At 59.4% G+C, this 15,287-nt stretch carries 16 protein-coding genes; 9 read left to right on the forward strand and 7 right to left on the reverse strand.

The window, feature by feature from the left end:
* Positions 1 to 20: 20 nt before the first annotated feature.
* From lon to HY795_11340, 6 genes are all read right to left on the reverse strand, one after another.
* Complete coding sequence (gene lon / locus HY795_11315) at positions 21 to 2,495, reverse strand: endopeptidase La (GenBank protein ID MBI4805812.1); 2,475 nt, start codon at positions 2,493 to 2,495, stop codon at positions 21 to 23.
* Between the two features lie 21 nt (positions 2,496 to 2,516).
* On the reverse strand, positions 2,517 to 2,789 hold the full coding sequence (locus tag HY795_11320; GenBank protein MBI4805813.1) for an acylphosphatase: 273 nt from the start codon (positions 2,787 to 2,789) through the stop codon (positions 2,517 to 2,519).
* A gap of 149 nt (positions 2,790 to 2,938) precedes the next feature.
* A complete protein-coding gene (radC, locus tag HY795_11325) occupies positions 2,939 to 3,625 on the reverse strand; it encodes a DNA repair protein RadC (protein ID MBI4805814.1) in 687 nt (228 codons plus the stop codon).
* A gap of 101 nt (positions 3,626 to 3,726) precedes the next feature.
* Entirely contained in the window at positions 3,727 to 4,710 is a 984-nt protein-coding gene (locus HY795_11330) for a DNA polymerase III subunit delta (protein MBI4805815.1), read from the reverse strand.
* Positions 4,707 to 5,372: an NAD(P)H-dependent oxidoreductase gene (locus HY795_11335; protein ID MBI4805816.1), complete on the reverse strand. Its 666-nt coding sequence runs from the start codon at positions 5,370 to 5,372 to the stop codon at positions 4,707 to 4,709. The genes HY795_11330 and HY795_11335 overlap by 4 nt, the downstream gene beginning before the upstream one ends.
* A complete protein-coding gene (locus HY795_11340) occupies positions 5,372 to 5,953 on the reverse strand; it encodes a flavodoxin family protein (GenBank protein MBI4805817.1) in 582 nt (193 codons plus the stop codon). The genes HY795_11335 and HY795_11340 overlap by 1 nt, the downstream gene beginning before the upstream one ends.
* A gap of 146 nt (positions 5,954 to 6,099) precedes the next feature.
* Here HY795_11340 and chrA point away from each other — a divergent pair, with 146 nt between their 5' ends.
* From chrA to HY795_11370, 6 genes are all read left to right on the forward strand, one after another.
* Positions 6,100 to 7,248, forward strand: a complete 1,149-nt coding sequence (chrA, locus tag HY795_11345; GenBank protein ID MBI4805818.1) for a chromate efflux transporter — start codon at positions 6,100 to 6,102, stop codon at positions 7,246 to 7,248.
* Positions 7,249 to 7,255: 7 nt separating this feature from the next.
* Positions 7,256 to 8,401, forward strand: coding sequence for a chromate transporter (locus HY795_11350; GenBank protein MBI4805819.1), 1,146 nt, complete (start codon positions 7,256 to 7,258; stop codon positions 8,399 to 8,401).
* Positions 8,402 to 8,501: 100 nt separating this feature from the next.
* Complete coding sequence (locus HY795_11355; GenBank protein ID MBI4805820.1) at positions 8,502 to 8,918, forward strand: hypothetical protein; 417 nt, start codon at positions 8,502 to 8,504, stop codon at positions 8,916 to 8,918.
* A gap of 142 nt (positions 8,919 to 9,060) precedes the next feature.
* Positions 9,061 to 9,531 (forward strand): FadR family transcriptional regulator, encoded by a 471-nt coding sequence (locus HY795_11360; protein ID MBI4805821.1) that lies wholly within the window; start codon positions 9,061 to 9,063, stop codon positions 9,529 to 9,531.
* A gap of 83 nt (positions 9,532 to 9,614) precedes the next feature.
* Positions 9,615 to 10,415, forward strand: a complete 801-nt coding sequence (locus tag HY795_11365) for a class I SAM-dependent methyltransferase (GenBank protein ID MBI4805822.1) — start codon at positions 9,615 to 9,617, stop codon at positions 10,413 to 10,415.
* Positions 10,416 to 10,483: 68 nt separating this feature from the next.
* Positions 10,484 to 10,918, forward strand: coding sequence for an MOSC domain-containing protein (locus tag HY795_11370; protein MBI4805823.1), 435 nt, complete (start codon positions 10,484 to 10,486; stop codon positions 10,916 to 10,918).
* A gap of 49 nt (positions 10,919 to 10,967) precedes the next feature.
* Here the strand turns inward: HY795_11370 and HY795_11375 are convergent, their stop codons facing one another.
* A complete protein-coding gene (locus HY795_11375; protein MBI4805824.1) occupies positions 10,968 to 13,487 on the reverse strand; it encodes a PAS domain S-box protein in 2,520 nt (839 codons plus the stop codon).
* Positions 13,488 to 13,800: 313 nt separating this feature from the next.
* Here HY795_11375 and HY795_11380 point away from each other — a divergent pair, with 313 nt between their 5' ends.
* From HY795_11380 to HY795_11390, 3 genes are all read left to right on the forward strand, one after another.
* Positions 13,801 to 13,968, forward strand: coding sequence for a flagellar biosynthesis anti-sigma factor FlgM (locus HY795_11380; GenBank protein ID MBI4805825.1), 168 nt, complete (start codon positions 13,801 to 13,803; stop codon positions 13,966 to 13,968).
* Between the two features lie 97 nt (positions 13,969 to 14,065).
* Positions 14,066 to 14,254 (forward strand): ferredoxin, encoded by a 189-nt coding sequence (locus HY795_11385; GenBank protein ID MBI4805826.1) that lies wholly within the window; start codon positions 14,066 to 14,068, stop codon positions 14,252 to 14,254.
* A 120-nt stretch (positions 14,255 to 14,374) separates the two neighbouring features.
* Positions 14,375 to 15,259 (forward strand): universal stress protein, encoded by an 885-nt coding sequence (locus HY795_11390; GenBank protein MBI4805827.1) that lies wholly within the window; start codon positions 14,375 to 14,377, stop codon positions 15,257 to 15,259.
* Positions 15,260 to 15,287: the final 28 nt, after the last annotated feature.

Genomic DNA, 15,287 nt, shown 5'->3' on the forward strand with positions numbered 1-15,287 from the left:
CTGTGACGTGATCAGACCAGTTATTTCTTTTTCGAGCTCTTTTTCGGTGCTTCCTTCTTTTCCTCCGGCTTCACGGAGCCGCAGGCCAGGGGCCACACCTCGTCTATCTGCTCGATGAACTGCACCTTGATGCGCCCGCGAAGCTCGGACGGTATGTCCGCCAGGTCCTTTTCGTTGCGCGCCGGGATGAGCACCCGCTTCATGCCTGCGGACACCGCCGCCAGGATCTTCTCCTTGATGCCGCCCACGGGCAGCACCCGCCCGCGAAGGCTGATCTCGCCGGTCATGGCGATATCGCTGCAGATGGGCGTGTTGGTCAGCGCGGAGATAAGCGCGGTCACCAGGGTCACGCCAGCTGATGGGCCGTCCTTGGGAGTGGCTCCGGCCGGAATGTGGATGTGGATGTCGCGTTTCTCCAGGAATTCCGGATCGATGCCCAGCTTGTCGGATTTGGCCCGGGCATAGGAAAGCGCGGCCTGGGCCGACTCCTTCATCACGTCGCCCAGCTTGCCGGTCATGATGAGCTGGCCCTTGCCTGGCATGGTGGTCACCTCGATATGCAGTATCTCGCCGCCCACCGGAGTCCAGGCCAGGCCCACGGCCACGCCTGGCGGCAGGTCGCGTTCCTTCTCCTCCTCCAGATAGCGCGGGATGCCCAGGAGCTTGGGCAGCATTTTGCTGCTGACCTTGAACGGCCCCTTCTCTCCCTCGGCCTTCTTGCGGGCCAGCTTGCGGCAGATGGCGCCCACTTCGCGTTCCAGGTTCCTGAGTCCCGCCTCCCGGGTGTATTCCCGGATGGTCTTGCCCAAAACCTGGTCGCTCATCTCCAGGTCGGCCTTCTTGAGCCCGTTCTCTTTCACCTGCCGGGGCAGAAGATACTTGCGCGCTATCTTCACCTTCTCCTGCTCGGTGTAGCCGGGGATGCGGATCACCTCCATGCGGTCCAGCAAGGGGCCGGGGATGGTGTCGAGCATGTTGGCCGTGCAGATGAACATCACCTTGGAGAGGTCGAAGGGCACCCCGAGGTAATGGTCCTGGAAGGAGAAGTTCTGCTCGGGGTCGAGCACTTCCAAAAGAGCCGACGTCGGGTCGCCCCGGTAGTCCGCACCCACCTTGTCGATCTCGTCCATCATGATCACCGGGTTTCTGGTCCCTGCGGTCTTTATGGACTGGACAATGCGGCCAGGCATCGACCCTATGTACGTGCGCCTGTGGCCCCTGATTTCGGCCTCGTCACGCATGCCTCCAAGGGACATGCGTACGAACTTGCGCCCAAGCGAACGGGCGATGGACCGGCCGAGGCTGGTTTTGCCGACGCCCGGAGGGCCTACGAAGCACAGGATGGGGCCCTTCATCTTGGGGTTTAGCTTGCGCACGGACAGATATTCCAGGATGCGCTCCTTCACCTTGTCCAGCCCGTAGTGGTCTTCCTGGAGGATGCGGTGGGCCTCCTTGATGTCCAGACGGTCCTTGGACAGTTTCTTCCAGGGCAGTTCGGTGAGCCAGTCCAGATAGGTCCTTATCACCGTGGCCTCGGAGGAATCCGGATGCATGGAAGACAGCCGTTTGAGCTGCTTGTCCGCTTCGGCCTTCACTTCCTTGGGCAGCCCCGCCTTTTCAATGGCCTTGCGCAGATCATCCAGCTCTTCCGTCTCTTCCTGACCCTCGCCCAGTTCCTTGCGGATGGCCTTCATCTGCTCGCGCAGGAAGAAATCCTTCTGGGCCTTGTCCATGCCTTCCTTGGCCATGGACTGGATCTTGTGCTGCATGGAGGCCACCTCGACCTCCTTGTTGAGCTGTGAGTTCACCAGTTCCAGGCGGCTCACCGGGTCCAGGGTCTCCAGTATCTTCTGGGCCTCCTCCACGCGCATGCGCAGGTTGGAGGCGATGAGGTCGGCCAGGCGGCCAGGCTCGTTCACCGAGTTGAGCACGCTCATGATGTCCGTTGCCGATATACCCCGCAGGGAAAGGATCTTCTCGCTCTGCTCGCGGGCGGCGCGCATCATGGCTTCCTCGCCAACGCCCACTTCCTTGGTCTCCGCTTCCTCCAGCACTTCGGCCAGAGCCTCCAACTGGGGCTCAGTTTTGGTGAACCGGCGCACGCGAGCCCTGGTGAGGCCCTGCACCAGCACCTTGAGCCTTCCGTCCGGCATCTTGAGCATGCGCATGATCATGCCCACCGTGCCGGTCTCGTAGAGGTCCTCAGGCCCGGGTTCGTCCACTTTCTCGTCCTTCTGGGTGAGGATGAGGATGTAGCGGTTGGAGTTGAGCGCCGCGTCCACCGCTGCCACGGATTTCTCCCGGCCTACGAACAGCGGCAGGATCATGTAGTTGAAGACGACTATGTCGCGCACGGGCAGCACAGGCAGGATGGCCGGTATGTCCAGCTTGGCCTGATCAGGCCCGGCAGCGGTCGGATCCTCGGAAACGGGGTGCTCCTGATGATCTTCCGCTATTACCGTAACTTCGGTTTCTTTATCGTTTTCTATTGTCATGGATTTCTCCTTACTCACATTTTAGAGTCTCACCTGAAATGTGGTGCAAGACCCGTCAAAAGGCCCTTCTGATATTTCCACCGCGTCCACCCGGGCCCAAACCGGCCCTTTGCGCAGCCGCCTGGCAAACTCCTCCAGGGCTTCTTCAGTCCCCTGAGCCATCGCCTCCACCTGTCCGTTGGGCAGGTTCCTGGTCCAGCCGGTCAGCCCCAGTTCGTGAGCCTGGTCCAGGACAAATGCCCTGAAACCAACACCCTGTACCCTACCACTGACGAGGCAATGCAGGTTTTTCATCGATCATTCCTGCTTCCAGGGTTCTTCAATCCCGGGTTGTGCCATGATGCCTCGGTCTCTCAACATCGCCCGGGTCGTCGAATGAATCCCCCAGTTCCGCAGGGTCTCACCGTTTCCGGCATCCGCTCGCGGATCAGACCTACTCCACATTACATCAATCGGGCCTTCTTGAAACTGAAATACTCTTTCCCGGCAATTATCACATGGTCGAGCACTTTCACCCCCAGTCCGTGGGCGGCCAGCTTCACCTGGCGCGTGATCTCCTGGTCCTGGGCTGAGGGTTTCGGGTCCCCTCCGGGGTGGTTGTGCACCATGATCACGCCGCAAGCCTGCCTGGAGAGGGCCAGAGCCAGTATCTCGCGAGGGTACACCGGGACTTGGTCCACAGTTCCCTTACTTACCCTCTCCCAACACAAAACTTTGTTGGCGGTGTCGAGAAGAAGAACCCAGAATTCTTCCCCCGTGATATTGCCCAAACGCTCACGGGCCAGCTTCGCCACCACCTTGGGGTCGTCCACCAATACCCTGTCCGCCACATCCTGTTCGCCCAGACGGGCCAGAAACTCCCGCCAAAGGGTCCAGAACGTCTCCAGCCCGTCTCCAACCCCTTCCACACTGGAAAGGTCGGATGGACGGGCCTGGTATACTCCACGCAGTGTGCCAAAACGCGACAAGAGCTCCTTGGCCAGCGGCTTGTTGTCACGGCGCGGATTGGCGTAGCCGAGGAGCAGCTCAAGGATCTCGTAGTCGGCCAACGACCTGGAATCCTGACGCAAACGTTCTTTCAGACGGCTTCTGTGACCCAGGTAGTGCGGACGGTTCTCTTTTGTAAGCATGATTGTGCCTTCGCGCAAGCCCTTGAGGCAAAAAGGTGGAAAATCCCCGCCTGCGGAAGGTGAATAGCGGAAAAGCGTGGGGGTATCAAAGGATAAACGGGTCAAACACGCGATCTAACCTTGGCAAACAGGGCATGCAGATCAGCCACGAGCATCTCCAGGGCCTGGTCTGGGGATTTGCGCCCGAACTTCACGGAAGACTCCACCTCCAGGGCCAAATCCCATAATTTGGCCAAGCCCACTGCCCCCAGGCGCCCCGCCATGGGGGTCTTCAGCTTGCGCACGTAGGGGTGGACCTTGCAATCCGGGTCCTCGTGCAGCAGCTGCCACATGGTTCTGGCCTCGCGCGAAAGGATGGCCATGAACTGAAACAGGAAGCCGTCCTCGCCTGAAAGCTGATGGCCGAAAACCGTACGCCAGACCCCGGCCGGGTCGCGCCCTTCTTCCAGGGCCTTAAGGAATCCAAAAATGTCCAGATCCTTCTCGACGCTTAAAAGATCCAGAAGATCCATGCCGATCTCGCCATTGTGGGCGGCCAGCTCCAGTTTCTCCAGCTCGCGGGCGCAGGCGGTCATGTCCCGGGGCAGAATCCTGGTCAGTTCCTGAAGCACGCCCTTCTCGAAGTTCAGATGACGGGCATTGGCCCAGTCGCGCAGGGTGGGGACCATGTTTTCTTCGGTAAGCCCCGGGGAAATCCACACCCACCCCTTTTGCTGCCCCACCTTCCAATAGGGCCTCTCGGATAGCCCCTTGGGGAGCGCTGGCCCCTTTTTTGCGTCGTGCGGGCCTTCCAGGCAGATGACCGGCCAGACGTGCTGGTTGAACCCGGCCAGGGGACGTGTCAGCTTTTCCCAGAAATCCTTGTCCAGTCCCTCGGCGCGCCGAAGCACCACTGCTTTTGGTTCAGCGAAAAGGCTCACCGTGGAGAGCGCCTGCCAGAAGGTTGCGTCGAAATCGTCCGCATCGCCCCAGAACACCTGGCGGGTGAATCCGCCTCCGGACGAGGCCATGAGCCGCTCCAATCTGCGTTTGACCATCTCGGGATCGGGGCAGACGAGAAATGAAAAACCTTGGCGTTCGGTCATGGCTTCCTGAAGGGCCTGTCGCCCAGTTTGAAGAGTGTGCGCCGCTTCCAGGCTTCCAGCCACCAACCGGTTTCAGCCAGCAGGAGGTACAGCCAGGGGGGAACAATGGGCTTGGCGGCCAGGGTCTGGGCTTCGAGGGATATTTCCCGTCCGCTTGCGAGGTCTTGCGCCGCCGTTTCCAGAGCACGGCGAAGATTTCTGGTCATGTTGCCGCGGACCGTCAGACGGGCCCCGTCGATGGTCCCTCCCCCTCCTATCCCCAGTCCGCCAGCCCAAGTGAGACCGGCCTTCCGGGAAAAAAGACGGCAGACATCAAGGCAGATGGACGTGTGCTCTGGTTCGGGAAAACCGCAATTGAACACCGCTGCGAAACGGCGAGTCTTGGATTTCTGCCCGGGCTCTTCGGCCAGGAACTCCAGAGCCCGCATCACCGGGGCCGGGGGAGAATCCGCATAGACTGGAGCGGCCAGGATGGTAAGCTCCGCGCCCAGAAATTCTCCCCACAGTCTGGCCCTGCCTTCCTGCGCTTCCAGAAGCCCGGGGAGGACCAGGGTCTCAGACTGCCAGCCCCGAGCTGTGAGCCCATCCACCAGGTATTCTCCCAGCACCCGTGACGTGCTTTTGGACCTCGGGCTTCCGATGAGCAACAGAACTTTGCTCATCAGGCTGCTCCTGACGTTCTGGAAAGCGCGGCTAAGGCGTTCAGACACGTTTCGCGCTGCGCGGACCAGGGCCGGTCGCCATGGACCGCCGTGGCCTCCCACACCGGGGCGCGCATGTTGTATGCGTTGTGTTCAACCAGCCTTTTGAAAACCTGCGTCTGCTCCGGATCGGGTTCCGGCAGCCAGCCGACACCCCAGAGAGCCGGAAAATGAGAGTAGCGCCCCGTGTGCCTGGTCAGGCCCGAGGAGTCGAAGTGTGGCGACACCAGGCAGATCATGCGGTCCAAGGCTTTCTTGGCGATCCAGGACCAAGCCCCGAACCGAAGAGGGGAGTACCACACCGCCAGTTCAGAAGAGATGACCGCCCTGGTCACCATCTCCGAGGCATCCGGGAAAGGGCAGCGGCCCGGGGTGGCGGTCCAACAGGCGAAGCAGCCCCGGCATGGGGCCATCGGGAGCTCGGACAACCCGAAACATTCCACCGCATGCCCCGCGTCCACCAGAGCGCGACGCAGGGCGTCAGCGCCCTGGCGGCAGGAATCGTTGGCCGGGGGGGAAGCATCAAGGAGCACAGCGCGCATGGGATGATTTTTGCCGGTTGGAACGGCTTCGTCAATGGCTTATCCGTTATGCGGCCGCCCCTCGTAAAAGCATTCCTCCCAGACCCGTTTTCTTTTCACCCGCTTGGCCGTATCGTAGCGCCCCAAGAGTTCGCAGCGGAGCAACCATGCCTGAACTGGTGTCCATCTGGACAATATTCAAGAGTTTCTTCATTGCCGGGGCCACTGCCTACGGCGGCCCGGCCATGATGCCCACCCTGCGCCGCGAGGTGGTGGAAAAAAGGGCCTTTGTCAGCCGGGAGGAATTCCGCCTGGGGCTTGGCCTGTGCCAAGTCATACCCGGCGGTACCCTCATGCAGCTTGCGGCCTACATTGGGCTCAAGCTGAGGGGGCTCCCAGGGGCGCTTGCCGCCTACACGGGGTTCTCTGCTCCGGCCTTTTTGCTCATGACCCTTCTCTCATCCTTTTACATGCAAACCCGCAACGCCCCCCTGGCCCAGTCCGTCTATTCCGGGCTCAAGGTAGTAGTGCTGGCCATTTGCCTCATGTCCTGCCTGGACTTCGTGAAGCGCTTCTCCCCGACTCGCCGCCACCAGGCCTTCACTGCCGGGGCGGCCGCCCTGTTCCTGGCCGGGGCGGGCATCGTGCCCATTGTTTTCGGCGCCGCCCTTTTGGGAATGTTTTTTTTGGACCCGGGCCCCGCTCCAGAACCCGGAGACACCCCCTCAAACAACGGAGCACTGCGCCTCGCGGTGATCATGGGAATGGTGCTTCTAGCTTGCCTGGCCGCGTTGCGTATCACCGACAGGCTGCTTTTCGACCTGGCTCTTTCCATGATCAAGGTGGACCTGCTCGCTTTCGGAGGTTTCGGAGTTTTTCCGGTGATGTATGCCGAGGTGGTCGAGTACCGGGGCTGGATAGACGAATCCACCTTCATCGAGGGAATGGCCCTGGCCCAGGTGACACCCGGGCCGAGTCTTTTGGCTTCCGCCTTCATGGGCTACATGGTGCGAGGGATCACCGGAGCCGTGGTGGCCTCGGTAGGCGTTTTCGCGGTCTCCTTCGTGATCGTGCTGGCCGCTTCCCACTACCGCGAAAAGATCATCGGTTCGCTCAAGGCCAGACAGGCTCTCTCAGGGGTGCTGGCCACTCTTGGCGGGATGATCGTTGCCGTGAGCTGGACCCTGGGCAAGGCCGTGCCCTTGGGCTGGCCTTCTGCGGTTATTCTGGTGGCGACCCTGGCCGCGCTGGCAAAGAAACTCTCCGTTTTCTGGATCGTGCTGTCCGCGGCCGTGGCCTCCATGTTCCTCTACTGAGACTCCCATGACCACCCCTCCCTCCCTTGCAGCCATATTTTTCGAGTCACTGCGGATCGGGGCGATCTCTTTAGGCCAAGCCGCAGCCTTGCACCACATCCGTCGCCGGTTTTCAGACAACCGGGGCTGGGCCGCGCCCGGCCAACTAGACCACGGACGCGCGTTCCTGGACTGCCTCCCTGGAGGGACTCCGGCCCAACTATGTGGATTTGTGGGCCTTTCGCTTCGTGGCATACCTGGCGCTTTGGCCGCCTTTGCAGGTTTCATCCTTCCGGGGTTTCTCCTCATGGCCGGGCTTGGAGCACTCTATTCCCGGTTCGCTGGCCTCGCCATGGCCGGACCTGCCCTGGCCGGGATCAAGGCCGCCATTCCGGCCATCTGCCTGATAGCCGGAGTGTCCATACTGCGGACATCTGGCTGGTCAGGGCTGCTCTTGGCCTTGGCCTGCGGATCGGGAACACTCTTTTTCATCGGTTTGAAACCCTTTTCCATGCTGCTCGGCGGAGGCGTTATCGGCGTGCTCCTGCTCAAGGACCCAGAGGGTCTGCCCCCAGCTCCAACATCCATCCGGTATGGCTGGAGGATGCCAATCTCTCTGTTCACCATGTTCTCGGCATTTGCCGCCAGCTTTTTCCTGCTGGACCCCGCGCTTGGCAGATTCTTTCTTTCCGTGGGCAAGGCCGAAATATGGTCCTTCGGCGGGTTCGGGGCCTTTCCGCTGCTTTTCGCGGATGCTGTCCGGACGCGCCACTGGCTGGACGCCGCCTCGTTTGCGGACCTGACCAGCCTGGCCCAATTGGCCCCGGGCCCGCTGCTTAGCGCCTCGGCTCTGGCCGGAACCTACTTCAAAGGTTTTCTGGGGGCCGTCGCCGCGCTCACCGCTTTCTTCACTTCCTCCTTTTTTGTTCTTTTGGCAGCCGCGCCAGCGAGTGAGACAATCGCCTCATGCGCCTGGGCACGGAAAGCCGTTTTGGGGGTAAAAGCTGTACTCGGTGGCATCACCCTGGGAATGGCTGCCCTGTTCACTGCGGACATGGCCTGGGACCTTCCGCGAACGTGCCTGGCCCTGGCTTCCCTGCTGGCCCTGGTTTTGCGGGTCCACCCGGCTTTGGTGGTGTTGGGTTCGGCGGCAGCCGGTCTCTTCTTAGTATGACTTTTTTACTCGAAACAATCAGGCGAGACTAGCGGAGCACACCTGCGTGGTGTATAATTCTGCCGTGAACATCCCGTGCACACCCAAAAGGAGACCCCGTATGCGTCCCATGCTTCCCGCGCTTGCCCTCGTGCTGACCCTTGTCATGCTCACCGGCTGCAAAAGCCTTAACTCCATAACTACAGAGGAAGTAGCAGGTACTCCTTCCACCTACGCCAAGGTTCTCAAGGAGCCCAATCCATTGCTCATGGGCCATTATCGCCGCAGTGCTCCAGCAGAAATCAACAAGCCATGGACTTTCAACTATTATCTGGTGAAAAAAGGCGACAAGTACGCGGTATTCTACGATTACGACTCCCGCAAGAAGAACAGTTTCCATGGGTGGGCCGATTTTACCATCGACGGCGACCGGATAACCTCGGGAGTGGACGGGGTCATGTTCTATGTTAAAGACGGTCGTGTATTCATGCAGTACCCTGGCCGCGACACTCCCTACCACATGGATAAGGTAGACTAAATTTTTGACACCTTTCAATACAGAGACGGCCGGGTAAACCCGGCCGTTTTACTGTGTATGAGGGGCCAGTAACGCTTGCCCGCCAAGAGCCCGCTGGGTAAAGAGGTGGCTGCTTCGACCATTGCCAATGGAGGCCTGCCGCATGGGAAGCCAAACCCTGTCTGCCTATTTTGACGGGATGCTCGCGGCCAAGCCCGAGCGCCTGCGCGAAGTCATCGAATTCAGGCTCGTTGTGGAACCCGAGGTGGCCGCCCTGGCCGCAGCCAGACGCTCCGGGGATGACCTGGCCCGCATGCGTCGCCTTGTAAAAGAACAGGAGGCTTCTCTCGGAAGAGGTTTCTCCGAGCTGGACTCCCGTTTCCATATGACCTTGGCTCGGGCCACCAAAAACGAAGTCATCTGGGAAATGGCCGCCGTGCTCCACGATCTGCTCTCCGAAAGCCGCAGCGCTCCCTTGATGAACAAAGAGCGTTTCGAAGTATCCCTGCGGGGCCATCAGCGCATCCTGGACGCTGTGGAAAGGGCGGATTCGGAGTTGTGCCGCGAGGCCATGCGCGCCCACCTCAAGGATATCGGTGAACAGGTGGGAGGAGAGGCCCTTAGCAAGGGGTGATACGAAACACTTCCGGTCAAGCTGGAAGGCCCATCGGAGCTGAGGCCAGCGGACGGACCGAAACCTAAAAGCGGAGAGATCTCATGGACTTAGACATCAAGCAGCTCTCAGCCCTTTTCCGAACTCTGCTCATAGAGAGCCTCGCCACTCCTGGCGTGGCCCAGATGCTTTGGCAGAACACCAACGCCCGGGACCAGAGCCTCACGCACGATGTCTGGCAGCCGCTCAATATCCGCGACGAGCTTTTCCGGCTGGTAGCCCAGGACAGCGCCCGCTTCATCGAAGAAACCATCGTCTCGGACAGACTCGGCAACACCAACAATCTCTACAACCGCGATTTCCCAAACGCCTTCGCCCTGCTGGACGAAAGCATCAAACAGTCCGTTCCCGGCGGCTTGTACCTCGAGTTCGGCGTGTTCCAAGCCCGCACCACCAACCACATCGCATCCCTCATCAACGGCGAGTTGCACGGTTTCGACTCCTTCGAGGGACTCGCTGAGAACTCCGGTATCTGGGGCAAGGGGGGGTTCACCATGAAGGGCACCTTCCCTGAGGTGATGCCCAACGTCCGGCTGCACAAGGGCTGGTTCGACCAGACACTTGTTCCGTTTTTGAGTGAACACAAGGAGCCGGTCAGCTTCGTGCACATCGATTCGGACACCTATGAAAGCGCCAGGTACGTTCTCAAAACCCTGGCTGGCAGGATTCAGGCCGGGACGGTCATCCAGTTTGATGAATATTTTAACTATCCCGGCTGGAGGGAAGGAGAGCACAAGGCCTTTTGCGAATTTTCGGCCGAGCGCCATGCCAGCTTCCGGTTCATCGGGTATGCGGAACGGGCCAACTGTCTGTCACTGGTTATAGAATCGATCGATCCCGCCTAAATGCTTCAACCGGCTTGTCCATCCCGGCTTTAGGGAGTATGGATCAAATCCATACCATGGAGGTTCCAATGCCCATTGTACGAGCCGTGTGCACCAGTGAGAGGACTGGGGAAAAGAAAGCCCCTGTGGATTCCATTGAGTTGGTCGCTGATTACGGGGTGGACAAGGATGCCCATGCCGGCACAGGCCGCCAGGTGAGCCTGTTGGATTTCGGGAGCATGGAGGCCATGCGCGAAAAGCTGCCGACCATCGGACCTGGCGCTTTTGCCGAGAACATCGCCGTGGAGGGTTTGAACACCCTGGGCTTGGCCGTGGGGCAGCAGATCAAGATCGGCGACACCGCAGTGCTTGAGATCACACAAATCGGCAAGACCTGCCATCATGGCTGTGAGATTCGCCGTATCGTTGGCGACTGCATCATGCCCAAACAGGGACTCTTTGCCAAAGTGCTCAACGGAGGTCCTGTGCGCCCGGGGGACCACCTGGAACGCGTCCCACGGTAACGGACTCCAGGAGTTCATCCTCATCCGGCGCTCATGAAGCAAGCCTGACCTAGCTCAGGGGAAACTCCAGCTCGAACCGGGCCCCTGGTCCTTGGCCCACCAGCAACCTGCCTCGGAGTTGGCTCTCCAGGGCTTTCACCAATTGCATGCCAAGCGTTGCGGACTCTCCCCCTTCGAAAGATCCCGGAAGCCCCGGCCCGTTGTCTTCCACTCTGAGCAGGCACGTTTCTCCGTTTTTTCGCAAGAACACCTTCAGTTCACCCTGCGCCTCATGCTTGAAAGCGTGCTTGTATGCATTTGTGATAAGCTCTGTAACCAAAAGCCCCAGGGGGATAGCCTTGTCCACACCGAGCGAGACATCCTCCGCCTCCAGCATGGTCCTTACCCCGCGCGCGGTTTCCTGGTAGGACGCTCCTATCTGGTCCAAAAGATCCTCCAGGTATCCTTTCATGCCCACAGCCCCGAAGTTGGAACTTCTGTAAAGCCGTTCATGAACGAGGGATATTGACCTGACCCTGTTCTGCATCATCTGGAAAGCTTCGACCTCGGATTTGTTGGAGAGGGTGTCTGCCTGAAGGTTGATAAGGCTCATGAGTATCTGCAGATTGTTCTTGACCCGGTGGTGCACTTCCTTAAGCAGCACCGTCTTTTCCTCAAGGGAACGCTGCAGGCTCTCCTCGGCCTGTTTACGGGCTGTGATGTCTATCCAGCTGGCCCGGACGAGTTTGCGGTCGGGAGCAGGGAACAATACCAGCCTCACTTCGCAAAGCATCCGCTTGCCCTGAGCGTTGCGAATGGCCCGCTCGAATACCACCTCCTCCCCGGCCAACGCCCTCTTCCGGTATTCTCCGATGGTCTCGCCCATAGGCCTTCCGTCAGGCTGAACCTCCTGGTAGAATCTGCGATGCCCAAGGGCCAGCAGTTCCTCCCTGCTGCACCCGAACAGCTTCTCGGCATTGGCATTGACGATCACCGGCGATTCATCCTCCGCTTCCGACACGATGATGGCCTCAGGGGCCTGCTCCACCAGTAGCCTGAAGCGTTCCTCGCTGCCTCGCAAGGCGCGTAACAAATTCACCTGGTCCGTGATGTCGGAGAATATCGTGGCAAAGCCGTCCTCACCCCAAGGGGTGGCGGACACATGGAAATGCTTACCCATTGGAGCAAAGCCCGCGTCGAAGGCGATCGGTTCGCCCTTGGCCACAGCCTCAGTGTAGGCCGCCAGGAAGGGTGGCTCCGAGACGCCATACGCCTGTGTTGCCAAACGCCCTGCCACAACCTCCTTCTCCATCCCAAGGATGCGGGTGTAGCTCGGGTTGACGTCCACAATCCTGTAATTGATAGCCCTGCCTGATTCGTCACGCACCAGGGAATGCAGGGCCACTCCTTCCTTCATGTTGCGAAAAAGCGAATGGAAGCGTTCCTCGCTTTTCCTGAGTGCTTCCATTGCCAGGTCACGCTGAGCGTCTCTCGTGGCGATTTCATGGCCCATGCGGGTGAACGCCGCAGCCACCGCCCCGGTTTCGCCATCCGTCATGGGAATGTCTAGCCTGGCCGAGAAGTCCCCCCGGCCAAAGCGCTCGGCGGCCGCCGCCAGCTGTTCAAGGTGCCTGCCGATGGTCTTGTCACCCATGAACCAGACCGTAGCCATAGCCAAAAGGACAGCCACCGCCATGAAAACAAGGTCTCTCAGAAAAATTCGCCCGGCGTTCGCAAGCACTTCGTCATGAGGGATGCCCGCGAACATGTACATGTAGGGCTCACCTCCCGAATCCAGACGCACCTGTCGCGTGGCCACGACGCGTCTTATCCCGTCCTTGTTCACCAGAGTGATCAAACGCCTTTGAGGCTCACTGCCGGAGTTGTATAATGCTCCGGTGTCGTTGCGGTACAGTTTCTCGGATACGGAATCACCAAGAGGTACGGAGGGATTTTGGGGATGGCGGAACAGCCGGATTCCTCGGTGGTCGGCAATGGAGAAGAACGATCCTTGCGGGAAATCCGCCTGATCGAAGAGCTTACCGTAATAATTCAGCCTGATGGCGAGTATAATAACGCCAACCATGCTGCCAGCATCGTTTAGAACTGGTTGGGCAAAGGAAAATATCGGCTCCGAAACCGTACGGCCTATCATGAACTCACCTGCGGAAAAGTCCCTGGTGACCATGGTTTCCTGCACATGCTTGCGATCCCCAAAATTTACGGGCTTAAATGGAAGCGCCGATGCCAATGCGTTTCCTTCCATGTCCAGCAGATTGATGTTGGCGTAGATTGGATTCGCCCTAAGGATGGAGGCAAACAGCTCGGTGCATATGGGTATGTTGCGTTGTTTCACGTCAGGCAGCATGGTCAGGGTTTGCAGAAGCTGTCTGATCGATGCGGTGATCCGTCTCTGGTCCTCGGCGAAATGATCCACGAGTTGACTGATGTTCTTCTCGGCTTCCTTCAGGGCTTCGTTTCTTTTTTCAATGGCGGAAATAAAAAGAATAAGAAATGCGGGAACAGCCGCGAACAGGATGATCAGCATGAGCTTCTTGCGGATGGAACCTTGAAAAAACCGTCGAAGCATGGCCGACATCCTTTTTAACGCGACCCAGTTCCATCCGCGACGCGGTAGAGTTGAGAACTGTTCTCTGCGTATCCCCGAGCATCCAGTCCCCTGTCAACCTGTTCCGGATCAGGCACTCGGAAGCTATTCCCGCTGGGCCCTGGGGCAGAGCGAAAGGACCAGCGCTTTTCTGCGGATGCGCAAAAAAGTTACACCCTTCTGGCATATTACAAGCAACTCACCGTCATCATAAGCTTTCTTTTCCGGTGTCTGCGCTAAAGCCCACGGGAAGGCTGCCGATAACTCCAGTGAACACATACACAACGGCATCCACATGAACCACGACAAGAAACTTCCCGACGGCAACCAAGCCGATCCCCCCTTGGAGTCACCCGAGGAGCGGGCTCGGCGTGTGGCCGACATCAAGCGTCGCGTGGCGCAGGGGAAGTACTTGGTGAATGGCCGGGAGATCCTCTACAACATGCTCAAAACGGCTCCCTGACCCTCCACGGCTTGACTTTCCATTCCTCATCCGCTTTACATTCCTAATGCCGCCCGTGCGTTTGCGACGGCGAACGATTTACCGTGGAGACCCTGCCATGCCCAAAGCCTATGTCGATCAGGATGAATGTATCGGTTGCGAGTCCTGCGTGGAGATATGCTCCGAGGCTTTCCACATGACCGACGAGGCCAAGGCGGAAGTCCTGCCCGGCGCTTCCGGAGACGAAGAGTGCATCCAGGAGGCCATGGACACCTGCCCTGCGGAGTGCATTCACTGGGAGGGGTAAGGTCTCTCATTCCGCAGAACACGGAGGGGCTTCGTTTTCTCGGATACAGTTTTAGCGGGCCGATGTGTTCAAGAGCCGTTGCGCCTGCGCGATAGTTCCACGCCAGCCAGGGAGAAGGCCATGACTCCGTTGGAAAAGCATTTGTTGGTGACCATCTCCGAGGACATCAACGCCCTATTCGGCCTTCGTTACGTCTACGGTTTCTTCAGCAGACGCGATCTGGTGCGCCTTACCCTCTTCTACGTTTCGCCCAGAGTCGGCGACAACACCATGTCCGAATCCGTCATCCCCTACTGCGACGCGGGGGAGCAGCCCGGTTTCGGCAAGACCTGCCGCAAGCCCCCCCAGGCCCTGGCCACGGCACGCGACTGGCTCCTGGACATGGGTTTTCCTGCCAAGAGGGTGTCGCTCAAGTCCGCCCCGGCCAAGCTCGGCACTGTCAAGGACATCGCGGCTGAGGCTGAAAGAGGTCTTTACGACGCAGTGGTGCTCGGACGCAGAGGGCTCTCCTGGTTTGACGAAATCTTCGACGATTCCATCACCCACCGTCTGCTCTGGGAGAGCATCACTTTTCCTCTCTGGGTTTGCAGAAACCCCATGCGCCACCGCAAGAACGTGCTCTTGTGCGTTGACGGCTCCGACCAATCTCAACGAGTGGCCGACCACGTGGGTTTCATTCTCCGCAACGAACCGGAGCATTCCGTCACCGTTTTCCACAACCGTGCCCAGAGCCTTCCCGAAGGCGAGCGCATTGAAGACATCATGGGCCAGGCGGGTGAAATTCTTCGTCAAAATGGCATCGAGGAGGAGCGCATCGATTATCTGGTGAAATCCTCCATGGATCCTGCGGATCTCATTCTCAAACAGGCCCGCCAAGGCGAATACGCCGCCGTGGCCGTGGGCCGCACCGGCGGAAAACCCACCACGCGCGACAACATCTTCGGCACCACCAGCCTTACCCTTTTGCGCAAGCTCGAGGGTTCCGCTCTCTGGGTTTCCAAATAATCCGGCCCTGACCCTCCCGCGCCCGGCA

Origin of the sequence: Desulfovibrio sp. (assembly GCA_016208105.1) — a bacterium.
Classification (GTDB): domain Bacteria; phylum Desulfobacterota; class Desulfovibrionia; order Desulfovibrionales; family Desulfovibrionaceae; genus Fundidesulfovibrio.

Bases quoted from the DNA above. Each gene is read 5' to 3' on its own strand.
- lon (MBI4805812.1), bottom strand. From the start codon at position 2,495: ATGACAATAGAAAACGATAAAGAAACCGAAGTTACGGTAATAGCGGAA.
- HY795_11320 (MBI4805813.1), bottom strand. From the start codon at position 2,789: ATGAAAAACCTGCATTGCCTCGTCAGTGGTAGGGTACAGGGTGTTGGT.
- radC (MBI4805814.1), bottom strand. From the start codon at position 3,625: ATGCTTACAAAAGAGAACCGTCCGCACTACCTGGGTCACAGAAGCCGT.
- HY795_11330 (MBI4805815.1), bottom strand. From the start codon at position 4,710: ATGACCGAACGCCAAGGTTTTTCATTTCTCGTCTGCCCCGATCCCGAG.
- HY795_11335 (MBI4805816.1), bottom strand. From the start codon at position 5,372: ATGAGCAAAGTTCTGTTGCTCATCGGAAGCCCGAGGTCCAAAAGCACG.
- HY795_11340 (MBI4805817.1), bottom strand. From the start codon at position 5,953: ATGCGCGCTGTGCTCCTTGATGCTTCCCCCCCGGCCAACGATTCCTGC.
- chrA (MBI4805818.1), top strand. From the start codon at position 6,100: ATGCCTGAACTGGTGTCCATCTGGACAATATTCAAGAGTTTCTTCATT.
- HY795_11350 (MBI4805819.1), top strand. From the start codon at position 7,256: ATGACCACCCCTCCCTCCCTTGCAGCCATATTTTTCGAGTCACTGCGG.
- HY795_11355 (MBI4805820.1), top strand. From the start codon at position 8,502: ATGCGTCCCATGCTTCCCGCGCTTGCCCTCGTGCTGACCCTTGTCATG.
- HY795_11360 (MBI4805821.1), top strand. From the start codon at position 9,061: ATGGGAAGCCAAACCCTGTCTGCCTATTTTGACGGGATGCTCGCGGCC.
- HY795_11365 (MBI4805822.1), top strand. From the start codon at position 9,615: ATGGACTTAGACATCAAGCAGCTCTCAGCCCTTTTCCGAACTCTGCTC.
- HY795_11370 (MBI4805823.1), top strand. From the start codon at position 10,484: ATGCCCATTGTACGAGCCGTGTGCACCAGTGAGAGGACTGGGGAAAAG.
- HY795_11375 (MBI4805824.1), bottom strand. From the start codon at position 13,487: ATGCTTCGACGGTTTTTTCAAGGTTCCATCCGCAAGAAGCTCATGCTG.
- HY795_11380 (MBI4805825.1), top strand. From the start codon at position 13,801: ATGAACCACGACAAGAAACTTCCCGACGGCAACCAAGCCGATCCCCCC.
- HY795_11385 (MBI4805826.1), top strand. From the start codon at position 14,066: ATGCCCAAAGCCTATGTCGATCAGGATGAATGTATCGGTTGCGAGTCC.
- HY795_11390 (MBI4805827.1), top strand. From the start codon at position 14,375: ATGACTCCGTTGGAAAAGCATTTGTTGGTGACCATCTCCGAGGACATC.